This is a genomic window from Streptomyces sp. NPDC058045 (assembly GCF_042885635.1).
In the GTDB taxonomy this organism is placed as follows: domain Bacteria; phylum Actinomycetota; class Actinomycetes; order Streptomycetales; family Streptomycetaceae; genus Streptomyces.
In genome coordinates this window covers 60,637-79,071 of record NZ_JBHVRR010000021.1, presented here as the reverse complement: position 1 = coordinate 79,071, position 18,435 = coordinate 60,637, and the positions used below count along the sequence as shown (strand labels likewise).

Annotated in this window: 18 protein-coding genes; 5 read left to right on the top strand and 13 right to left on the bottom strand. The window is 73.0% G+C overall.

The annotated features are described in order from the left end of the window. Window positions 1-300 precede the first annotated feature (300 nt). From ACFVST_RS15550 to ACFVST_RS15540, 3 genes are all read right to left on the bottom strand, one after another. Window positions 301-993: a DUF5063 domain-containing protein gene (locus tag ACFVST_RS15550; RefSeq protein WP_390151107.1), complete on the bottom strand. Its 693-nt coding sequence runs from the start codon at window positions 991-993 to the stop codon at window positions 301-303. Beyond that, entirely contained in the window at window positions 986-1,585 is a 600-nt protein-coding gene (gene recR, locus ACFVST_RS15545; protein ID WP_390151105.1) for a recombination mediator RecR, read from the bottom strand. Before recR ends, ACFVST_RS15550 begins: the two co-directional genes overlap by 8 nt. 75 nt (window positions 1,586-1,660) lie before the next feature. After that, on the bottom strand, window positions 1,661-2,002 hold the full coding sequence (locus ACFVST_RS15540; RefSeq protein ID WP_390151149.1) for a YbaB/EbfC family nucleoid-associated protein: 342 nt from the start codon (window positions 2,000-2,002) through the stop codon (window positions 1,661-1,663). 310 nt (window positions 2,003-2,312) lie between these two features. Here ACFVST_RS15540 and ACFVST_RS15535 point away from each other — a divergent pair, with 310 nt between their 5' ends. Continuing rightward, window positions 2,313-3,227, top strand: a complete 915-nt coding sequence (locus ACFVST_RS15535; protein ID WP_390151102.1) for an SLATT domain-containing protein — start codon at window positions 2,313-2,315, stop codon at window positions 3,225-3,227. 23 nt (window positions 3,228-3,250) lie between these two features. Here ACFVST_RS15535 and ACFVST_RS15530 read toward each other — a convergent pair whose 3' ends face one another. The 3 genes from ACFVST_RS15530 to ACFVST_RS15520 all read right to left on the bottom strand — a co-directional run bounded on the left by ACFVST_RS15530 (window position 3,251) and on the right by ACFVST_RS15520 (window position 6,261). Continuing rightward, window positions 3,251-3,901 (bottom strand): hypothetical protein, encoded by a 651-nt coding sequence (locus ACFVST_RS15530; protein ID WP_390151099.1) that lies wholly within the window; start codon window positions 3,899-3,901, stop codon window positions 3,251-3,253. 178 nt (window positions 3,902-4,079) lie between these two features. Further along, on the bottom strand, window positions 4,080-4,760 hold the full coding sequence (locus ACFVST_RS15525; RefSeq protein WP_390151097.1) for a GntR family transcriptional regulator: 681 nt from the start codon (window positions 4,758-4,760) through the stop codon (window positions 4,080-4,082). 136 nt (window positions 4,761-4,896) lie between these two features. Further along, a complete protein-coding gene (locus tag ACFVST_RS15520; protein WP_390151094.1) occupies window positions 4,897-6,261 on the bottom strand; it encodes an aspartate aminotransferase family protein in 1,365 nt (454 codons plus the stop codon). Window positions 6,262-6,483: 222 nt separating this feature from the next. Between ACFVST_RS15520 and ACFVST_RS15515 the strand changes: the two genes are divergently transcribed. After that, complete coding sequence (locus ACFVST_RS15515) at window positions 6,484-8,340, top strand: serine/threonine-protein kinase (RefSeq protein WP_390151091.1); 1,857 nt, start codon at window positions 6,484-6,486, stop codon at window positions 8,338-8,340. Between the two features lie 57 nt (window positions 8,341-8,397). Here ACFVST_RS15515 and ACFVST_RS15510 read toward each other — a convergent pair whose 3' ends face one another. Continuing rightward, window positions 8,398-9,681 (bottom strand): adenylosuccinate synthase, encoded by a 1,284-nt coding sequence (locus tag ACFVST_RS15510; RefSeq protein ID WP_390151089.1) that lies wholly within the window; start codon window positions 9,679-9,681, stop codon window positions 8,398-8,400. Between the two features lie 151 nt (window positions 9,682-9,832). Between ACFVST_RS15510 and ACFVST_RS15505 the strand changes: the two genes are divergently transcribed. Continuing rightward, window positions 9,833-10,741 carry a diacylglycerol kinase gene (locus ACFVST_RS15505; RefSeq protein ID WP_390151086.1) on the top strand — a complete coding sequence of 303 codons (909 nt, stop codon included), beginning with the start codon at window positions 9,833-9,835 and terminating at the stop codon, window positions 10,739-10,741. Between the two features lie 27 nt (window positions 10,742-10,768). Here the strand turns inward: ACFVST_RS15505 and ACFVST_RS15500 are convergent, their stop codons facing one another. Further along, the gene (locus ACFVST_RS15500) at window positions 10,769-11,365 is read right to left on the bottom strand and encodes a GbsR/MarR family transcriptional regulator (protein ID WP_390151083.1); all 597 of its coding nucleotides are present in this window, start codon (window positions 11,363-11,365) and stop codon (window positions 10,769-10,771) included. A 128-nt stretch (window positions 11,366-11,493) separates the two neighbouring features. Between ACFVST_RS15500 and ACFVST_RS15495 the strand changes: the two genes are divergently transcribed. Continuing rightward, complete coding sequence (locus ACFVST_RS15495; protein ID WP_390151080.1) at window positions 11,494-12,435, top strand: ATP-binding cassette domain-containing protein; 942 nt, start codon at window positions 11,494-11,496, stop codon at window positions 12,433-12,435. Next, on the top strand, window positions 12,432-14,048 hold the full coding sequence (locus tag ACFVST_RS15490; RefSeq protein WP_390151077.1) for an ABC transporter permease: 1,617 nt from the start codon (window positions 12,432-12,434) through the stop codon (window positions 14,046-14,048). Before ACFVST_RS15495 ends, ACFVST_RS15490 begins: the two co-directional genes overlap by 4 nt. Window positions 14,049-14,147: 99 nt before the next feature. Here the strand turns inward: ACFVST_RS15490 and ACFVST_RS15485 are convergent, their stop codons facing one another. From ACFVST_RS15485 to ACFVST_RS15465, 5 genes are all read right to left on the bottom strand, one after another. Beyond that, the gene (locus ACFVST_RS15485; protein ID WP_390151074.1) at window positions 14,148-14,747 is read right to left on the bottom strand and encodes a Uma2 family endonuclease; all 600 of its coding nucleotides are present in this window, start codon (window positions 14,745-14,747) and stop codon (window positions 14,148-14,150) included. Window positions 14,748-14,857: 110 nt separating this feature from the next. Then, window positions 14,858-15,523, bottom strand: a complete 666-nt coding sequence (locus ACFVST_RS15480) for a response regulator (RefSeq protein WP_390151071.1) — start codon at window positions 15,521-15,523, stop codon at window positions 14,858-14,860. Beyond that, complete coding sequence (locus tag ACFVST_RS15475) at window positions 15,520-16,866, bottom strand: sensor histidine kinase (RefSeq protein ID WP_390151068.1); 1,347 nt, start codon at window positions 16,864-16,866, stop codon at window positions 15,520-15,522. Before ACFVST_RS15475 ends, ACFVST_RS15480 begins: the two co-directional genes overlap by 4 nt. 118 nt (window positions 16,867-16,984) lie before the next feature. Then, a complete protein-coding gene (locus ACFVST_RS15470; RefSeq protein WP_390151065.1) occupies window positions 16,985-17,875 on the bottom strand; it encodes an alpha/beta hydrolase in 891 nt (296 codons plus the stop codon). A 134-nt stretch (window positions 17,876-18,009) separates the two neighbouring features. Continuing rightward, complete coding sequence (locus ACFVST_RS15465) at window positions 18,010-18,423, bottom strand: DUF3151 domain-containing protein (RefSeq protein WP_390151063.1); 414 nt, start codon at window positions 18,421-18,423, stop codon at window positions 18,010-18,012. Window positions 18,424-18,435: the final 12 nt, after the last annotated feature.

Here is an 18,435-nt window from a genome sequence, read left to right as displayed (position 1 = left end):
AATCCGTGTCGATCCGCGTGATTGCGGCCGGTCAATTCTAGCGAGCGACCGGAATCCCACCCTCCTCTGCCACATCGTGAGATGTCCCGCTCACTCAGTGGTCTCATGAGTCAGGGCCGTGCGCCTCCGCTGGTCCGCGGTGCACACCCGGCCGCCCCACACGGCATCTGCCCCCATCCCTCCCGCCCACTCCGGAAAGTGGCCCGCCTCACAGCAGTAGCCCCGACGCCATGGCCGGCCCCGAACTCACCGCCCCCGCCGAGGAGTTCGCCGGCCCAATAGCCTAAGAACCGGGCGGCCTCAGTCGCGCTCGCGCAGGCCCAGCGGCTCGGCGATCTCCTCGGCCATGACGCGGCCGGCCTCCTCGTCGAGGGTCTCGTCGCCCAGGTCCTGATCGGTGTCGAGGCCGTCCAGCTCCTCCAGGGGCTGGTTCAGCCGCACATGCGCCACCACGGACTGGAGCGCCCGCAGCGAGGCCGAGGCGGTCGACCCCCAGTTGGAGAAGTACGAGAACTGCCACCACCACAGCGCCTCCACGGTGCGCCCGGCGCGGTAGTGCGCCATACCGTGCCGCAGATCGGTGACGACGTCCGCGAGATCGTCGGAGATCCGGCAGGCCACCGGCGCCTTCCGCGGCTCGTACGGGTCGAAGACCTCCGAGTACACGTCGACCGGTTCGAGGATGGCGGCGAGGCGCTCCCGCAGCTCGTCCACATCGCCCTCCGGCCCGAGATCCGGCTCGTAGCGCTCGTCGGGGACGATGTCCTCGTGGGCGCCGAGGCGGCCGCCGGCCAGCAGCAACTGCGAGACCTCCAGCAGCAGGAACGGCACCGCGGAGTCCGGCTCGTCGCCCTTGGCCACCTCGGTGACCGCCATGATGAAGCTCTGCACCTGGTCGGAGATCTGGACGGCGAAGTCGTCCGGATCCGCGCCGTCCGGCAGAGCGGTCGCGGTGGTGTGCTCGGCGGTCGCTTGCAGCGTGGTGTCAGACATCTAGGAGTCGTCTCCCCTCGAAAGCGCGGCCCAGGGTGACCTCGTCCGCGTACTCCAGATCGCCTCCCACCGGGAGGCCGCTGGCCAGGCGAGTGACCTTGAGGCCCATGGGCTTGATCATGCGCGCGAGGTACGTGGCCGTGGCCTCGCCCTCCAGATTGGGGTCGGTGGCGAGGATCAGCTCGCCGACGGTGCCGTCGGCCAGGCGGCCCAGCAGCTCCCGGATCCGCAGGTCGTCGGGGCCGACGCCCTCGATGGGGCTGATGGCGCCGCCCAGGACGTGGTAGCGGCCCCGGAACTCCCGGGTCCGCTCGATCGCCACGACGTCCTTGGGCTCCTCGACCACGCAGATCACGGCCGGGTCCCGGCGGGTGTCGCGGCAGATTCCGCACTGTTCTTCCTGGGCGACGTTGCCGCAGACCGCGCAGAAGCGGACCTTGTCCTTCACCTCAAGCAGGGCCTGCGCCAGGCGCCGCACATCGGCGGGCTCGGTCTGCAGGATGTGGAAGGCGATCCGCTGCGCGCTCTTGGGACCGACGCCGGGCAGCCTGCCCAACTCGTCGATGAGGTCCTGGACCACGCCTTCGTACAACGGACTGCCTCTCTCGGTGCTCTGCCTTCGGCCGGCTGCTCGTACGACCCGTACCGTAGTGGCGAACGGGGCGGGTCAGAAGGGGAGGCCGGGGATTCCGCCGCCGCCCATGCCCTGGGCGAGCGGGCCGAGCTTCTGCTGCTGGAGCTGCTGGGCGTTCTCGTTGGCGGCCTGGACGGCGGCCACGATCAGGTCGGCCAGCGTCTCGGTGTCCTCCGGATCGACCGCCTTCGGGTCGATCCGCAGGCCGCGCAGCTCTCCCGAGCCGGTCACGGTGGCCCGGACGAGACCGCCGCCGGCCTGCCCGTCGACCTCGGTCGCCGCGAGCTCCTCCTGCGCCTGAGCGAGGTCCTGCTGCATCTTCTGGGCCTGCTGCAGCAACTGCTGCATATTGGGCTGGCCACCACCGGGAATCACGATCAGCTCCTGGAAATTCACGGGTGCTACTCGGGTGTATGGCGGGGTTTGCCGCCTGGCACGAGCCTACGTGTTCCGGGGCCGCCTCGCCCCAGCACTCTTTCGAGTGAGTCGAACCAGGGTCCTATACCTGATCAGAACCCCCTTCCGGGCGTAAAACACGCGGAACGCGCCGCAGCGCCACCCGTTGGGCGGTAGAGAGAGCCCTGCACACACCGCGACCGGACTCCCCGAGGGGTCCCGGGCCCGGTGCTGTCCGCCGCACACACACGGTGTGCGGCACTACGTACGCGCGACGAGGGAGTGCCGGGTGAGCCAGCCGGAGATGCAGCCCGAGCGGCCGTCCGAGGGGGCGTCGTCGGAGGGGGTACCACCAGGGGAGCCGGCGAGCGGGCCACCCGCCCGCCGGCCGCGCCCCGGGGAGGAGGCCGCGGCCGCCGGCTGGGGCCCGGGCGCCCCCTTCCCGTCCGGCGTCCCCGTGCCGCCTCCGCCCGACCCGTACCGGAGCGGGGATCCGTACGGTGCCGCGCGGGTGCGGCGGGGCGGCGGGGGGCGGCCCGGGGATCTGTCCGGGCGGCGCTTCCCGGACGGGGACTGGGAGGAGCCGGCCGCCTCGCTGGACGAGCTGTACCGGTGGGTGGAGCGGGGCGCGCTGACCACCGCCACCTGGTATCTGGCCGGCCGTGCCGGGAAGCGGCGGGCGGCCCGGCTGCTGCGGGCCGGGGCCGGGATCGGTGCGCTGGCGGGCGCCGCGCTGCCGCTGCTGGAGCTGACCGGCACCGTGTCCCGGGGCACCGCCTGGGGTTATCTGGGGCTGCTGGTCGCGGTGGCCTGTGTGGCCGCCGACCGCTACTTCGGGCTGACCGCCGGCTGGATGCGGGACATGGCGACGGCGCAGGCGGTGCAGCGGCGGCTCCAGGTGCTCCAGTTCGACTGGGCGTCGGAGAGCGTGCGGGAGGTGCTGGGCCCCGCGGAGGGCACCGCGAGCGAGGCGGCGGAGCGCTGCCTGGGGGTGCTGCGGCGGTTCTGCGACGACGTGACGGAACTGGTCCGGGTGGAGACGGCGGACTGGATGGGCGACTTCCGGGCGGGGGCGCTGCCGCTGGGTATGCGGATCTCCGCCGGGGTGGGGCAGCCGGAGGGCGGCGGGGCGGCGGGCACGGCGACCCGGGTGGTCTCGGCCCGCGCCCCGCACATGCCGCGCCAGCGCCCGGAGTCCCGCTGAGGCCGGCCCGAATCCCGCCGGGGTCAGGAGAAGACGATCATGCTGCCCTGGGCCAGGCTGCGGGTGGCCGCCGCGTGCAGCCCCAGCCAGACGTGCCGTTCCCGGGCGAAGGGGCCGCCGTCGTCGGGTGCGGGCGGTGCGGGCTCCTCTAGTTCGGTGGGGCCGCGCGGCGGCTCCGGGGGGAGCGGCGGATTGGCCGGATCTATCCCCAGGGCGGGGGCCACCTGCTCCAGTTCGCGGAGCAGTCCGTGCGAGGAGCCCAACGGGCCGCCGCCATCGAGGAGTTCGTCGTTGGCGAGGGGCGCGGGGAAGTCCACCGGCACATAGGCCCCGGCGTGGTCGTAGTGCCAGACCAGGTGGGACTGCTGGGCGGTGGGCTCGAACATCTCCAGCAACTGCTCGTAGTCCCCGCCGAGTTCGTCGACAGGCGTGACGGCGAGGCCGCACACCTGGAGGAGATAGGCCCGGCGCAGGAAGTGCAGTGCGTCGTAGTCGAACCCGGCGACGGGGGCGACATCGCCGGAGAGGCCCGGCATATAGGCGTAGACGGGGACGGGGGGCTGGCCGGCGGCGGTCAACGTCCGGTCGTAGAGGGCGAGTTCCTCGGCGAAGGGATTGTCGGGGCTGTGGCACAGCACGTCGACGAGGGGCACGAGCCACAGGTCACAGGCCAAGGACTACTCCTCTACTCGGCTTGATCGGTTCCCGATCACTCTTGTATCGCTCTTGTTCGGTCCGCGGTCACCGCAGGTCCGTGACCGGCGGTCGGCTGCGCACGACCCTAGTGCGTGGCCTGGCAGGGGGCTTTCCCGCTGGGCGGCCCCGGTATCCCTGCCGGGGGCGGGCCGCCGGTCAGTCGGACAGGTGCGGGGAGAGTTCCAGGGCGCGGGAGTGGTAGCGGGCGACGATGGTGCGGGCGGTGTCCATCTCCTGCTGGAGCAGGGCGTCGATCAGGTCGGTGTGCTCGTCCCAGAGGCGGTCGCGCAGATCGTGGCAGCGGTGCAGCACCGGCACCGCGCAGGCCCAGGATCTGACCCGCAGCCCGTGCAGGAAGTCCGACAGGTACGGGTTGCCGTAGAGGACGGCCAGCTCGCGCCAGAAGCGCAGGTCGTAGCCGACGAGGATGGCGAGTTCGCCGGTGCGGGCGGCGCGTCCGGCCTCCTCGCCGCGGCGCCGTACGGCCAGCAGGGAGTCCGCGACAGCGGCGGGGGCGGGCGGGTCCGTGGTGGAGCGGTCGGCGAGGACGTGGAACATGCCCTCGGTGACGAGGTTGCTGGCCTCGACCAGGCCCAGGTAGTCCGCGCGGTCGTAGGTGTGCACCCGGAAGCCGCGGTGCTGCACGGCGTCCAGGAGTCCCTGCGCGGCCAGGTCGACCAGGGCCTCGCGGACCGGGGTGCCGGAGACGCCGTACGACTCGGCGATCTCCTTGACGGTGAACTCCCGCCCGGGGCACAGCCGTCCGGACAGCACCTCGTCGCGCAGCGCGTCGGCGAGCTGCTGGCGCAGGGTGGAGCGGGTCACGCTGGCGCGCATGGCTGACGGGCCTCCCCTGGGTGCCGCTGGGCCGGGTCCGCGGAGCCCGGCGCCGGACTCCGCGGACAGGCCCGGGCCAGGTCCTGACATGGACCCGGTGATCGCAACCCTACGCGGCGCCCGGGGGTGGCGGCGGCTACACGGTGTGCTCGTCGGCCACCGTGAGGGCCTCGTCCAGCGCGGCCAGGCCCTCCTTCGCCTCGGCCTCGCCGAGGTTGCAGGGCGGCACCACATGGGTGCGGTTCATGTTCACGAAAGGCCACAGGCCGCGCTGCTTGGCGGCGCCCGCGAAGGCCGCCATCGGCGCGTTGTCGGCGCCGCTCGCGTTGTACGGGACCAGGGGCTCGCGGGTGGTGCGGTCCCGTACCAGCTCCAGGGCCCAGAAGGCGCCGACGCCGCGTACCTCGCCGACGCTGGGGTGCCGCTCGGCGAGTGCCCGCAGCCCGGGGCCGAGCACCGTCTCGCCCAGCTTCGCGGCGTGCTCCACGATGCCCTCCTCGGCCATCGCCTCGATGGTGGCGACGGCGGCGGCGCAGGCCAACGGGTGCCCGGAGTAGGTGAGTCCGCCGGGGTAGGGGCGGCGGGCGAAGGTCTCGGCGACCGCGCCCGAGATGGCGACGCCGCCGAGCGGGACATAGCCGGAGTTGACGCCCTTGGCGAAGGTGAGCAGATCGGGGACGACGTCGTAGAGGTCGGCGGCGAACCAGGTGCCGGTGCGGCCGAAGCCGGCCATGACCTCGTCCAGGACGAGCAGGATGCCGTGCTGGTCGCACAGTTCGCGTACGCCCGCCAGATAGCCGGGCGGCGGCGGCATGATGCCGGCGGTGCCCGGGATGGTCTCCAGGATGACGGCGGCGATGGTGCCGGGCCCTTCGAAGGCGATGGTGTCCGCGAGGTGCGCCAGCGCCCGCTCGCACTCCTGCTGCTCGCTCTCCGAGTAGAACGGCGTGCGGTACAGGAAGGGCGCCCAGAAGTGGACGGTGGCCGCGGCCCCGGTGTCGGAGGCCCAGCGGCGCGGGTCACCGGTGAGGTGGATCGCGGCGTTGGTGGCGCCGTGGTACGAGCGGTAGGCGCTGAGGATCTTGGGGCGGCCGGTGTGCACCCGGGCCATCCGGGCCGCGTTCTCCACGGCCTCGGCGCCGCCGTTGGTGAAGAAGATCTTGTCCAGGTCGCCGGGGGTGCGCTCGGCGATGAGGCGGGCGGCCTCGGAGCGGGCCTCGATGGCGAAGGCGGGCGCGAAGGTCGCCAGCCGCCCTGCCTGCTCCTGGATCGCGGCGACCACCTTGGGGTGCTGGTAGCCGATGTTGGTGAAGACGAGGCCGCTGGCGAAGTCGAGGTAGCGGTTGCCGTCGTAGTCCCAGAAGTAGGACCCCTCGGCGCCTGCTACGGCGAGCGGGTCGATCAGCTCCTGCGCTGACCAGGAGTGGAAGACATGGGCGCGGTCGGCCGCCTTGACGGCGGCGCCGGCCGCCGGGTCGGGCTTGGCGTGCTGAGGGGTCATGCCGCTGAGGGTAGGACGCGGGCCGCCGGCGCTGCCATCGGCGTCCTGTCTGCGGTCACCGGGCAGACCGGACACTGTGTCGCGTCCGCGCCCACCCGGGAGCGGGCGCGCGCGGACGTCGTTACGGAGCCGTAGCGGCGGTGCCTGGGACCGGGGCCGCGGAGCCCACTATTCTCTTCGCTGACAGGGGCGGCCAGGGGGAGCACAGGGGAGCACATGGGTATGGGGCGGCTGGGGCCGGACGACCCGCCGTACGTGGGGGCGTACCGGCTGCTGGCGCGGCTCGGGGCGGGCGGCATGGGGCAGGTGTACCTGGCCCGCTCGGCGCGCGGTCGCATCGTGGCGGTGAAGCTGGTGCGCGAGGAGCTGGCCGCGGTGCAGGAGTTCCGCGACCGCTTCCGGCTGGAGGTGGCGGCGGCGCTCCAGGTCGGCGGCGAGTGGACGGCGCCGGTCCTGGACGCGGACACCGACACGGCGGTGCCGTGGGTGGCCACCGGTTATGTGGCCGGGCCCTCGCTCCAGCAGGTCGTGGGCCATGACCACGGCCCGCTGCCGGAGCGCTCGGTGCGGATCCTCGCCGCGGGACTGGCCCGCGCCCTGACCGACATCCACACCGCGGGCCTGGTGCACCGCGATCTGAAGCCGTCGAACGTACTGCTCACCATCGACGGGCCGCGCGTCATCGACTTCGGGATCGCCCGCGCCCTGGAGACCATCGCCGACGGCGGTATGACCCGTACCGGGGCGCTGGTCGGTTCGCCCGGGTTCATGGCGCCCGAGCAGGTGCGCGGCGAGCGCATCACCCCGGCCGCCGACATCTTCTGCCTCGGCTCGGTGCTCGCCTTCGCGGCGACCGGGCGACTGCCGTTCGGCAGCGACACCAGCGGGGTACACGCGCTGATGTTCCGGATCGCGCAGGAGCCGCCGAATCTGGACGGGATCCCGGAGGGCCTGTCCGAGCTGATCGCCGACTGCCTGGAGAAGGACCCGGTCGCCCGCCCCGCCCTCGCCGACATCCTCCGGCGTACCGGCGCCGAGGACACCGTCGGCGACGGCCGCGCCCACGAGCCCTGGCTCCCCGGCGCCCTGGTCGCCCAACTCGGCCGCCACGCCGTGCAGTTGCTCAACACCGAGTCCCCCGACGAGGCCCCGGACGCACCCCCGGCCCCGGGTGCCAGCGACCCGACGGCGACCCCTTCCGGTACGCCCGGCTCCGGTACCCCCGCCGACCCGGACGGCTCCGGTCCGGACGACTCGGCGAACCCGCCGGCTCCGGGGACGCCGGGGCAGGGCGATCACACGGTCACCGGCAGCCGCTCGTCCGGTTCGCTGAACCATCTGCCCACCATGCTCGGCACCTCCCCCACCCCGCCGTCACCGCCGTCCCCGCCGTCGACCGGCGCCCCGTACGGCGGCGCCCCGCACGCCGGGCCGCACCCGTCGGCCGCCTACGGCTACCCGCAGCACAGCGGCCCGTCCGTCACCCCGCCCTACGGCCCGAGTTCGCCGTACGGCACCGGGGGCACCGGGCCGTACGGGATGCCGGGGCCGCAGCCGAGGCGGCGTACCCCACGGTCCACGGTGGCGCTGGTGGTGGTGGCGGTGGTGGTGGCGCTGGGCGCGGGCGGCTCGGTGTACAGCGCGATGAAGAACGCCGGCGCGCACGGCAAGGGCGGCAGCTCCAACGGCGGTTCCGGGAGCGGTGGTTCGGGCGGGAGCGGTGGCGGCAAGGTGCCGGACCGGTTCCTCGGCACCTGGAAGAGCGGCCTGGACACCGCGTCGGGGCACAGCAGCCGTACCGTCGTGATCAAGCAGGGTTCGGTGGGCGACACGGTGCTGGCGCTGACCGCGGACGGCCCCACCGCCGACGGCTCCGGCTACCACTGCATCTTCCACGCCGACCTGGACCGCGCCCCGTCCGGCGGCAGCGTCCACCTCGGCCCGTCCACCGTGACCACCGGGCCGTCCGCCTCCTGCTCCCCCGGCGCCGCGACCACCCTGACGATCCTGTCCGACGGCCGCCTCCAGCGCGTCAACGACAAGACCGGCGAGAAGCTGACGTACAGCAAGGACGACTGACCGCGGCCGGCCCCCAGTCCGGGAGGCCGGCCGCGGTCGTCGCCGACTCGGAGGAACTCAGAGGAAGGAGTTGACCTCGATGGTCTCGTCGCGGCCCGGGCCGACGCCGATCGCGGAGATCGGGGCGCCGGACATCTCCTCCAGGGCCTTCACATAGGCCTGCGCGTTCTTCGGCAGATCGGTGAAGGACTTGGCGCCGGTGATGTCCTCGGACCAGCCCGGCAGCATCTCGTAGACGGGCTTCGCGTGGTGGAAGTCGGTCTGCGAGTAAGGGAGTTCGTCCACCCGGCGGCCGTCGATCTCATAGGCGGTGCAGACCGGGATCTGCTCCCAGCCGGTGAGGACGTCGAGCTTGGTGAGGAAGAAGTCGGTCAGGCCGTTGACGCGGGTGGCGTAGCGGGCGATGACCGCGTCGAACCAGCCGCAGCGGCGGTCCCGGCCGGTGGTGACACCGCGCTCGCCGCCGATGGTCCGCAGCGCCTCGCCGTCCGCGTCATGCAGCTCGGTGGGGAACGGGCCGGCCCCGACGCGGGTGGTGTACGCCTTCAGGATGCCGATGACCCGGCTGATCTTCGTCGGGCCGACTCCGGAACCGGTGCAGGCGCCGCCCGCGGTCGGGTTGGAGGAGGTGACGAAGGGATAGGTGCCGTGGTCGATGTCGAGCAGGGTGCCCTGGCCGCCCTCGAAGAGGACCACCTTGTCCTGGTCGAGCGCCTGGTTGAGGACCAGGGTGGTGTCCGCGACATAGCCCCTGATCTGCTCGGCGTAGCCCAGCAGTTCCTCCACGACCTGGTCGGTGAGGATGGCGCGGCGGTTGTAGAACTTCGTGAGCATCTGGTTCTTGACGTCGAGCGCGGCCTCCACCTTCTGGTTGAGGATCGACTCGTCGTAGAGGTCCTGGACGCGGATGCCCATGCGGTTGATCTTGTCGGCGTAGGTGGGGCCGATGCCGCGGCCCGTGGTGCCGATCTTCCGCTTGCCGAGGAAGCGCTCGGAGACCTTGTCCATCGTCACGTTGTACGGCGTGATGATGTGCGCGTTACCGCTGATCAGCAGCTTCGACGTGTCGACACCGCGCTCGTTCAGACCGCTCAGCTCGGAGAGCAGGACCGACGGGTCGACGACGACGCCGTTGCCGATGACGGGCACACAGTCCGGGGAGAGGATCCCGGAGGGGAGCAGGTGCAGGGCGTACTTCTGATCGCCCACCACCACCGTGTGGCCGGCGTTGTTGCCGCCCTGGTAGCGCACCACGTAGTCCACGGACCCACCGAGCAGGTCGGTGGCCTTTCCCTTGCCCTCGTCACCCCACTGAGCACCGAGCAGCACAAGTGCGGGCACAGGCGTACACCCCTTCCGGGCGGGGCATGTCCAGGGTCAGGGGCGCACGCCGCGTACGGCGGCGTGCACCGGCGACCGCCGTTGGCCGCGACCCGTCGGACCGGATGCCCCGGACTAGACGAAACCCCCGGCGCAATAGCGCAGGGGGCTCTTGCACAAAGATGCTACCCGAGGAAGCGAGGCAGGGACCGAGGTGTCGGCTTGCGGCCACCTGCTGGTGGTCATCGATCCGGCTGCCCGGCGCAGTGACGGGGAGTCGGTGCGGATCGCGAAGGACGTGCTCGGCGCGGGGGCACCGGCCCGGGTGTGCCTGCCCGAGGACCCGGCCGAGTTCGCCCGCGCCCTGACCAGGCGGGGTTCCCGGCGGCCGGTGGTGATCGGCGACGACCACGCGCTGCTGCGGGCGGTGGCGGTGCTGCACCGGGAACGCGAGCTGGACGGCTGCCCGCTGTCCCTGGTCCCGGTCGGCTCCGGGCGGGCGCTCCACCTGGCGCGTTCCCTGGGGGTGCCGACGGGGGTGGTGGCCGCGGCCCGTGCGGTACTCGAAGGCGTGGAGCGGCAGTTGGACCTGCTGGTGGACGACAGCGGCGGAGTGGTGCTGGACGCGCTGCGGATACCGTCGCCCGGCTCACCCGGGGGCGAGGAGGGGGGCGCGGTGAGCGGTGTCCCGCCCGGCTTGGACGCCCCCGGCTGGCTGCGGCACTGCCACGCCCTGCTGCGGAATCTGGCCGCCCGGCCCACCGACCGGCCGGACCGCCCCCAGCCCCCTGCCCCGGCGGCGTCGACCCGGCTGCGGGTGGAGGCGGACGGCGTGACGCTGGCCGATCTGGACCGGCCGGTGGCGGGCGTCTCGCTGGCCCCCACCGCGGACGGCCTCGCCGAGGTGGAGGTCCGCCCCTGGCCGGGCGGCGACACCGGCCCACTGGTCGCCCGCGCCCGTACGGTCACCGTCTCCGGGCCCGACTTCCGCTACCGGGCCGACGCCCTTGTCGCGGGCCCCGTCCGCACCCGCACCTGGACCGCGCACGCCAAAGCCTGGAGCCTGACGCTGCCGGGGTGAGGGGGTGGTTCGCGGTCGGCGGGAGGGTCAGGCCGTGTCTTCGGGGTCGCTGCGGGAGGCGCGGTGGGGCGGCTCGCGTTCCCAGGCGCCTTCCGCGGCCAGCTTGTCCCGGTGTACGCGCCATCGGTCCATCAGGTCGGCCAACTCGTCCTCCAGGAAGCTGAAGAACTCCAGCGTCTCGGACATCCGGCGGCCCGGCAGGGTGTCGGGACCCATCGCCGTTATGCCCTCCCGCAGGGTGACCGCCCAGCGCTTCATCACCGCGTCGCGGTTGGTCAGCGCCTCGTACCACTGGTCCGCGTAGACCCGGTAGCGCTCGCGGCGGGAGCCGGGCTCGCGCTCGCGGGAGACCATGTTGACCTGGCCGAGATAGCGCACCGCGCCGGAGACGGCGGCCGGGCTGACCCGGAGCCGCTCGCTGAGCTGGGCCGAGGTCAGCACCCCGTCGTCGGAGGCGAGGAGCGCGGCGAAGACCCGGGCCGGCATCCGCGCCATCCCCGCCTCGACGAGCTGGGAGGCGAAGGCCTCGACGAAGCGGGAGACCACCTCCGGATCGGCGGACAGGGCGGCATCGACGTGCGGCTTCGCGGGGCGCTGCGCCCCGGCCGCGTGCTGCTCGGACATCTCCCGATCATCTCCCTGCCTGCTCCTCGACCCGCTCCCCGGACGGTGGCCGCCGCCCCCTTCACTCATACGAGTTTATACAATTCCTTAACTTCACAACTTTCTGAAGGAAGCGTATGTTCTGAAGCATGACCAAGGACAATCGCGCGCTAGAGGTGACCGGACTCCACAAGGCGTTCGGGCGCACCCACGCTCTGGACGGGCTCGACCTCACCGTCGAGGCCGGCGAGGTGCACGGCTTCCTCGGACCGAACGGCGCCGGGAAGTCCACCACCATCCGCGTCCTGCTCGGCCTGCTCCGCGCCGACAGCGGCACCGCCCGGCTCCTCGGCGGCGACCCCTGGCAGGACGCCGTCACCCTGCACCGCCGCCTCGCCTACGTACCCGGCGACGTCACCCTCTGGCGCAACCTCACCGGCGGCGAGGTCATCGACCTCTACGGGCGGCTGCGCGGCGGGCTGGACGCGGCACGGCGTGAACGGCTGCTGGAGCGCTTCGAGTTGGACCCCACGAAGAAGGGCCGCACCTACTCCAAGGGGAACCGGCAGAAGGTCGCCCTGGTCGCCGCCTTCGCCTCCGACGTCGACCTCCTCATCCTCGACGAGCCGACCTCCGGCCTCGACCCGCTGATGGAGGAGGTCTTCCAGTCCTGCGTCGAGGAGGAACGGGAGCGCGGCCGCACCGTGCTGCTCTCCTCGCACATCCTCAGCGAGGTCGAGACGCTCTGCGACCGGGTCAGCATCATCCGCAAGGGCCGCACCGTGGAGAGCGGCTCCCTGGCCGAGATGCGCCATCTCAGCCGGACCAGCATCAGCGCCGAACTCGCGGGCGAGCCAGGCCGGTTGGCCGAGTTGCCTGGCGTTCACAACCTGGACGTGCAGGGGCGGCGCATCAGCCTCCAGGTGGACACCGACAAGCTGGACGCGGTGCTGCGCACCCTCACCACGGCCGGCGTCCGCTCCCTCACCGCCACCCCGCCCACCCTGGAGCAGCTCTTCCTCCAGCACTACACCTCGGAGACCGGTCCGGCCGAGGCCCCCGACGAGACGGCCGGGGCGGTGGCCCGATGACCGCGCTCGCCGAGCCCTCCCTCGCCGCCCCCGCCGCCGGCGGCAGCCGTCCGCTGGCCGGCACCGCGTCCCTGCTGCGGCTCGCGGTGCGCACCGACCGGATCATGATCCCGGTATGGCTGCTGGTCAACGCCATGATGGTGCTGAGTATGCCGAACACGCTGAACAGCATGTACGGCACCGCGGCCCAACGGGCCGAGCTGGTGCGGTCGATGACGGCCAACGGCTCGATGCGCGCCATGCTCGGCCCGATCCACAACGACGGCCTCGGCGGGCTCACCGTCTGGCGGGTCGGCACCTTCGCCGGGCTGATCGCCGCCGCCATGAGCCTGCTCATCGTGATCCGGCACACCCGGGACGAGGAGGAGACCGGCCGCCAGGAAGTGATCGCCTCCGCCGCGGTCGGCCGCCACGCCCCGCTCACCGCCGCCCTGTTGACGGCCGCCGCGGCCAACGCGGTACTGGCCCTGCTGATCACGGGGGGCCTGTCCGCGCAGGGCTCCGCCGGGGCGCTCGCCTTCGGTCTCGCCGTCGCCGGTCTCGGCATGGTCTTCGCCACCGTCGCCGCGATCGCCGCCCAGCTCACCGAGAGCGCCCGGCTGGCCCGCGGGCTGACCGCCGCCCTGCTCGGCGCGGCCTTCCTGCTGCGCGCCGCGGGCGACTCCGGCTCCGACGACGGCTCCTCCGTACTGACCTGGCTCTCCCCCATCGGCTGGCTGCAGAACACCCGGGCCTTCGCGGCCGAACGCTGGTGGGTGCTGCTGCTGTTCGCGCTCGCCGTCGCCGCCCAGGCCGCCCTCGCCTACGGGCTGGCCGGGCGCCGGGACCTCGGGATGAGCTTTCTGCCGACCAGGCCGGGGCCCGCCCGGGGACGGCTCGGCACGGCCGGTGCGCTGGCCTGGCGGTTGCAGCGCGGCAGCGTCCTCGGCTGGAGCCTCGGCTTCCTGCTCGCCGGACTCGTCTTCGGCGGGATGACGGGCAACGCCGCCGACCTGATCAAGGACAACGAGAGCGCCCGCGAGATCTTCCAGCGGATGGGCGGCCAGAGCGGCCTGACCGATGCCTTCCTCGCCTCGATGGTGGCGATGCTCGGCCTGGTCGGCGCGCTCTACGTGGTGTCCTCGGTACTGCGGCTGAACGGCGAGGAGAACGCCGGGCGGGTGGAGTGGCTGCTCGCCGCGCCGGTGAGCCGTCTGCGGTGGGCCGGCGGACACCTGGTGATCGCCTTCGGCGGGTCCGCCCTGCTGATGGTGGTCGGCGCCCTGGGCCTGATCCTCGGCTACCGGCACGACGCGGGCCCGATCCTGGCGGCCTGCCTGGTGCAGCTCGCCGCGATCTGGACCATCGGCGGCTTCGCCGTCCTGCTGCTGGGGGTCCTGCCCCGGGCGGCCCTCGCGTCCTGGGCGGTGGCCGGTGCCGCACTGCTCCTCGGCTGGGTCGGCCCCGCGCTGAAGCTTCCCCAGTCGGTCCTGGACCTGTCCCCCTACGCCCACCTGCCCCGGCTCCCCGGCGCCGGCATGTCCTGGCCCCCGGTCCTCCTGCTGCTCCTCATCGCCGCGGCCTTCACCACCACCGGCCTGGCCGCCCTCCGCCGCCGCGACCTCTCCAACTGACCCCGGACCCGGACCACTTGGGGTTCCGACCCCCATCCGCCCCGCCGGCCCCGGACGGCTACGAGAGCCGCCCGGGGCCGAGCCGCGTCCGGACGCCCTCTACCGCACGTAGTCCTTCAACACCCCGGTGTCCAGGGGGAATCCGACCGGGTCCGGCAGTTCCAGCGGCTCGCCGAACCTCACCGCGCACTGCACCCGGTACCCACCGCCCTCGGGATCCGGCCGGTGGAAGACGGTGACCGAGCCGGCCTCCCGGTCGATCAGCAGATACACCGGAATCCCGGCACCCGCATAGGCACCTGGCTTCTCCTTGCGGTCGCGCTGGTCGGTGTCGGAGTCGTAGGAGGTGACCTCGACGACCATCAGCACGCTGGCCGGGTCGGCCCACTCGCCTTGTCCGGCGAAGGTGCCCGAGGGTGCCAGCGTTCCGTCCGGCCTCGCTCTGCCCCGCCGGTAGTTCTCGACCTTCAGTCCCCGCTCCCCGTACATCCACAGATCCGCCCTGCTCTGCATACAGCGCTGCTGCAACCAGCGCAGGATCTCGTCGTGGTCTCCGTCCGGCATCTGCTTTTCCCTGACCCGTCCGCCGATGAACTCGAACCTGGCGGCCTCGGATTCCACGGCGGCGACATGGGCGATCACCTCGAATTCCTCGACCGAGATGCCGGACGTGTGTGCGCGCTCACCCATGACTGTCATGGTGCACCCCCTTCCGAACAGCCACCACTGTGCCGGGGCCGCGGCCGTACGAACGGCGGTTCGCAGTGTGATCACCCGGATGGGTGAGCGGGACCGGGGTTTGGCGGTGGTCAGCCCGGGGTGACCAGGCGGGCCTCGTAGGCGAAGACCGCGGCCTGGGTGCGGTCGCGGAGGTCGAGTTTGACCAGGACGCGGCTGACGTGGGTCTTGATGGTGGACTCGGCGACGACGAGACGGGCGGCGATCTCGCCGTTGGAGAGGCCCTGCGCGATCAGTATCAGTACCTCGGTCTCGCGTTCGGTGAGGTCGCCGAAGGCGTCCGGGGAGCCGGCGGTGGGGCGGGGCGTCTCGGCGAGCCGGGAGAACTCGGTGATCAGCCGACGGGTCACCGCGGGCGCCAGCAGTGCGTCACCGGAGGCCACCACCCGTACGCCGTCGGCGAGTTGGCGGGCAGAGGCGTCCTTGAGGAGGAAGCCGGAGGCGCCCGCGCGCAGCGCCTGGTACACATACTCGTCCAGGTCGAAGGTGGTGAGGACCAGGACCTTCGCGTCGGCGTCGGCCGCGACGATCTCGCGGGTGGCGTCGATGCCGTTGAGTTCGGGCATCCGGATGTCCATCAGGACGACATCGGGGGCGAGTTCGCGTACCCGGTCGACAGCTTCCCGGCCGTTCACCGCCTCGCCGACGACCTCGATACCCGGCATCGCGTTCAGCAGTACCGAGAAGCCCTCGCGCACCATCATCTGGTCGTCGGCGATCAGCACCCGTACCGTCATACCGCTTCCTTCCCGGGTTCCTCGGTGGTGGGGGCGGGCGGGACCGGCAGGAAGACCGCCACCTCGTAACCGCCGTCCTCGGCCGGGCCCGCCGTCATCTCGCCGTCCAGCATGGACACCCGCTCCCGCATACCGGTGACCCCGTGCCCGGCGCCCGGGGAGGGCGGGACGGGGCCGGTCGGCGGGCCGTTGACGATACGGAGGCCGAGGCCGCCCAGCACATGGCCGATCTCCACCTTCGCGGCGGCACCCGGCGCATGGCGCAGCACATTGCTGAGCGCCTCCTGCACGATGCGGTACGCGGAGAGTTCGACGCCCTGCGGCAGGCCGCGGGCGGCCCCGGTCACCACCAGCTCGGCGTCCAGCCCGGCCTGCCGCACATTGGCGAGGAGGGCGTCCAGATCGGCGAGGGTGGGCTGCGGGGCGTCCGGCGCCTCCTGGTCCTCGGCGCGAACCACCCCGAGGACCCGGCGGAGTTCGGCCAGCGCGGCCACCGCGTTCTCCCGGATGGTGACAAAGGCCTGCGCGAGTTCCGGCGGGGTGTTCTCCACCCGGTAGGGGGCGGCCTCCGCCTGGATGGCGACCACCGACATATGGTGCGCCACCACGTCGTGGAGCTCCCTGGCGATGGTGGTGCGCTCCTCCAGCAGGGTGCGGCGGCCGCGTTCCACGGCGGTGACCTGCTGCTGGGCGGTGACGTCCTGCCGTGCCTGCCGCCGGGTCTGCACCACGGTGACGCAGAGCAGCACCAGCGCGGAGAGGAAGAGCAGGCCGAAGGCGTTCGAGCCGGAGAACGGCTCCCACAGCGCGGTGATGACCGCCGCGAAGAGCGCGGTCAGCAGCCACATCCAGCCACCGGTACGGGGCCGGGTGCGCGCCGTCACCACCGTCAGCACGGTCAGATGGGCGAGGAAACCGGCGAGTGTCCACGGCCACATGTCCCAGTCCCCGGCGAGCTGGCTGAGGAACGGGGTGATGGCCAGCGACAGCCAGAAGGCGCCCAACGGCCGTACCAGGGTGAGCAGTACGGCCGCCGTCGGCAGCAGGCTGGCGAAGAGGTGGGCACCGGTCTCGAAGATGTTGCCGCCGATTCCGGAACGGGTGGCGCCGGCGAAGAGGACCAGCAGCGCCATACCGCCCACCAGGGCGTGCGGCAGCCACACCGTGCGGTGCGACCAGCGGGCGGGCAGCCGGCGCACCACCGGCGAGTCGGGGGCGAGGGGCGGCAGGGGCCGGTAGGCGAAGGCCCCGTCTATGAGGTCGCCGCGGAGTCCGCGCAGGAGGCCCGCGGTGAAGCGGTACTCGGGGCTGTCGGACAGCCGCTGGGTAGGGTTCTCGGTCACCCCAGCACCGTAGGCCGCGCACCCCGCCCCGGTCGTCCCCTCCCAGTAGGGTCCGCGGAGGTCCCTCTCAGGTACTAGACGGTGTCTCCAGAGAGGCGGATGGGCGGAACTGGCGTACTCACCAGGCGAGTTGGGCGATCTCCTCGGCGGCTGTGGCGCTCGCGTCGGACGACGGGTCGATCAGCGGGTAGTGGCCGGTGCCGTCGAGGAGGGTCAGGCCGGGCAGCTCGCCGGCGCGGGCCGCCGCGTCCGCGAAGGCCAGGGCCACCTCGCAGGGCACCTCGGTGTCCAGGCGGCCCTGCACCACGGTGGTGGCGATGCCCGTCGGCAGCAGCGCCACCGGGTCCGCGTACGGCAGGCGGGCCTCGAACTGCCCGGGGCCGCCTAGGAGTTGGCCGGCGGCGCCGGAGCAGACGCCGAGTTCCTCCGCGGTGCGGAAGTCCGCGATGGGGGCGAGTGCGACCACCCCGCGCAGGGCGGGCGGGCGCCGGATGTGCCAGGGCGAGTCGGCGGGCAGCACATGGCGGGCGGCGGCCCACAGCGCGAGGTGGCCGCCGGCGGAGTGCCCGGCGAGGACGGTGCGCCCGGGGTCGGCCGCGGGCAGGGCGGCGGCGGCCAGCTCCGGCAGCGCGTCGCAGGCCGCGGCCACGTCGTCGAAGGTCTCCGGCCAGCGACCGGCGGGCGCCGTACCGCCCGGCTCCGGAAGCGGCCGTCCGCGCCGGTACTCGACATTGGCCACCGCGAAGCCGCGGCGCGCCAACAGCGCGGCGAACGGGCTGAGATGGCGCCGGTCGTAGGGGGCCCGCCAGGCACCGCCGTGCAGCAGCACCACCAGCGGGACGGGGCCCTCGGCGGGGCCGGGGTGCGGGGCGTAGAAGTCGACCACCTGATCGGGGTGGTCGCCGTAGGAGGCGGTGGCGTCGGGCGGTACCGGGGGGTGCGCCAGCAGGGAGCGCTCCTCCGCCGCGTCGCGCGCGGCACCCTCGCTCCGCCAGGCGTCGTCCGGCATGTTGCACACCCTCCCCGCGGCGGACTCTCCGCCGGGACGCTACCAGCACGGGCACCGGCCGCCCCCGGTCGCCCCGGCCCCCGTCCGGCCGGCCCGGCTGTCCGGACGGGGGCGGTGGAGCGGAGTGCCCCGGGTCAGCCCAGGGTCTGGGCGGCCGTCGGTGAGGAGTCCTTCAGGAACTGCGAGCAGCGCTCGTACTCCTCGCGTTCGCCGATCGCGTCCGCGGCCCGCGCCAGCGCGTGCAGCGCCCGCAGGAAGCCGCGGTTCGGCTCGTGCTCCCAGGGCACCGGACCGTGCCCCTTCCAGCCACTGCGCCGCAGCGAGTCCAGCCCCCGGTGGTACCCGGTGCGCGCGTAGGCGTACGACTCGACCACGCTGCCCGCCTCGAAGGCCCCGTCGGCGAGCTGCGCCCAGGCGAGGGACGACGTCGGGTACTTCGCGGCGACGTCCGCCGGGGCGGTGCCGTTCGCCAGCAGCTCGCGCGGCTCCGGGTCGTCGGGCAGATGGGTGGGGGGAGGTCCCCCCAGCAGGTTTTCGTGAATGGCCATACCTCCGAGTCT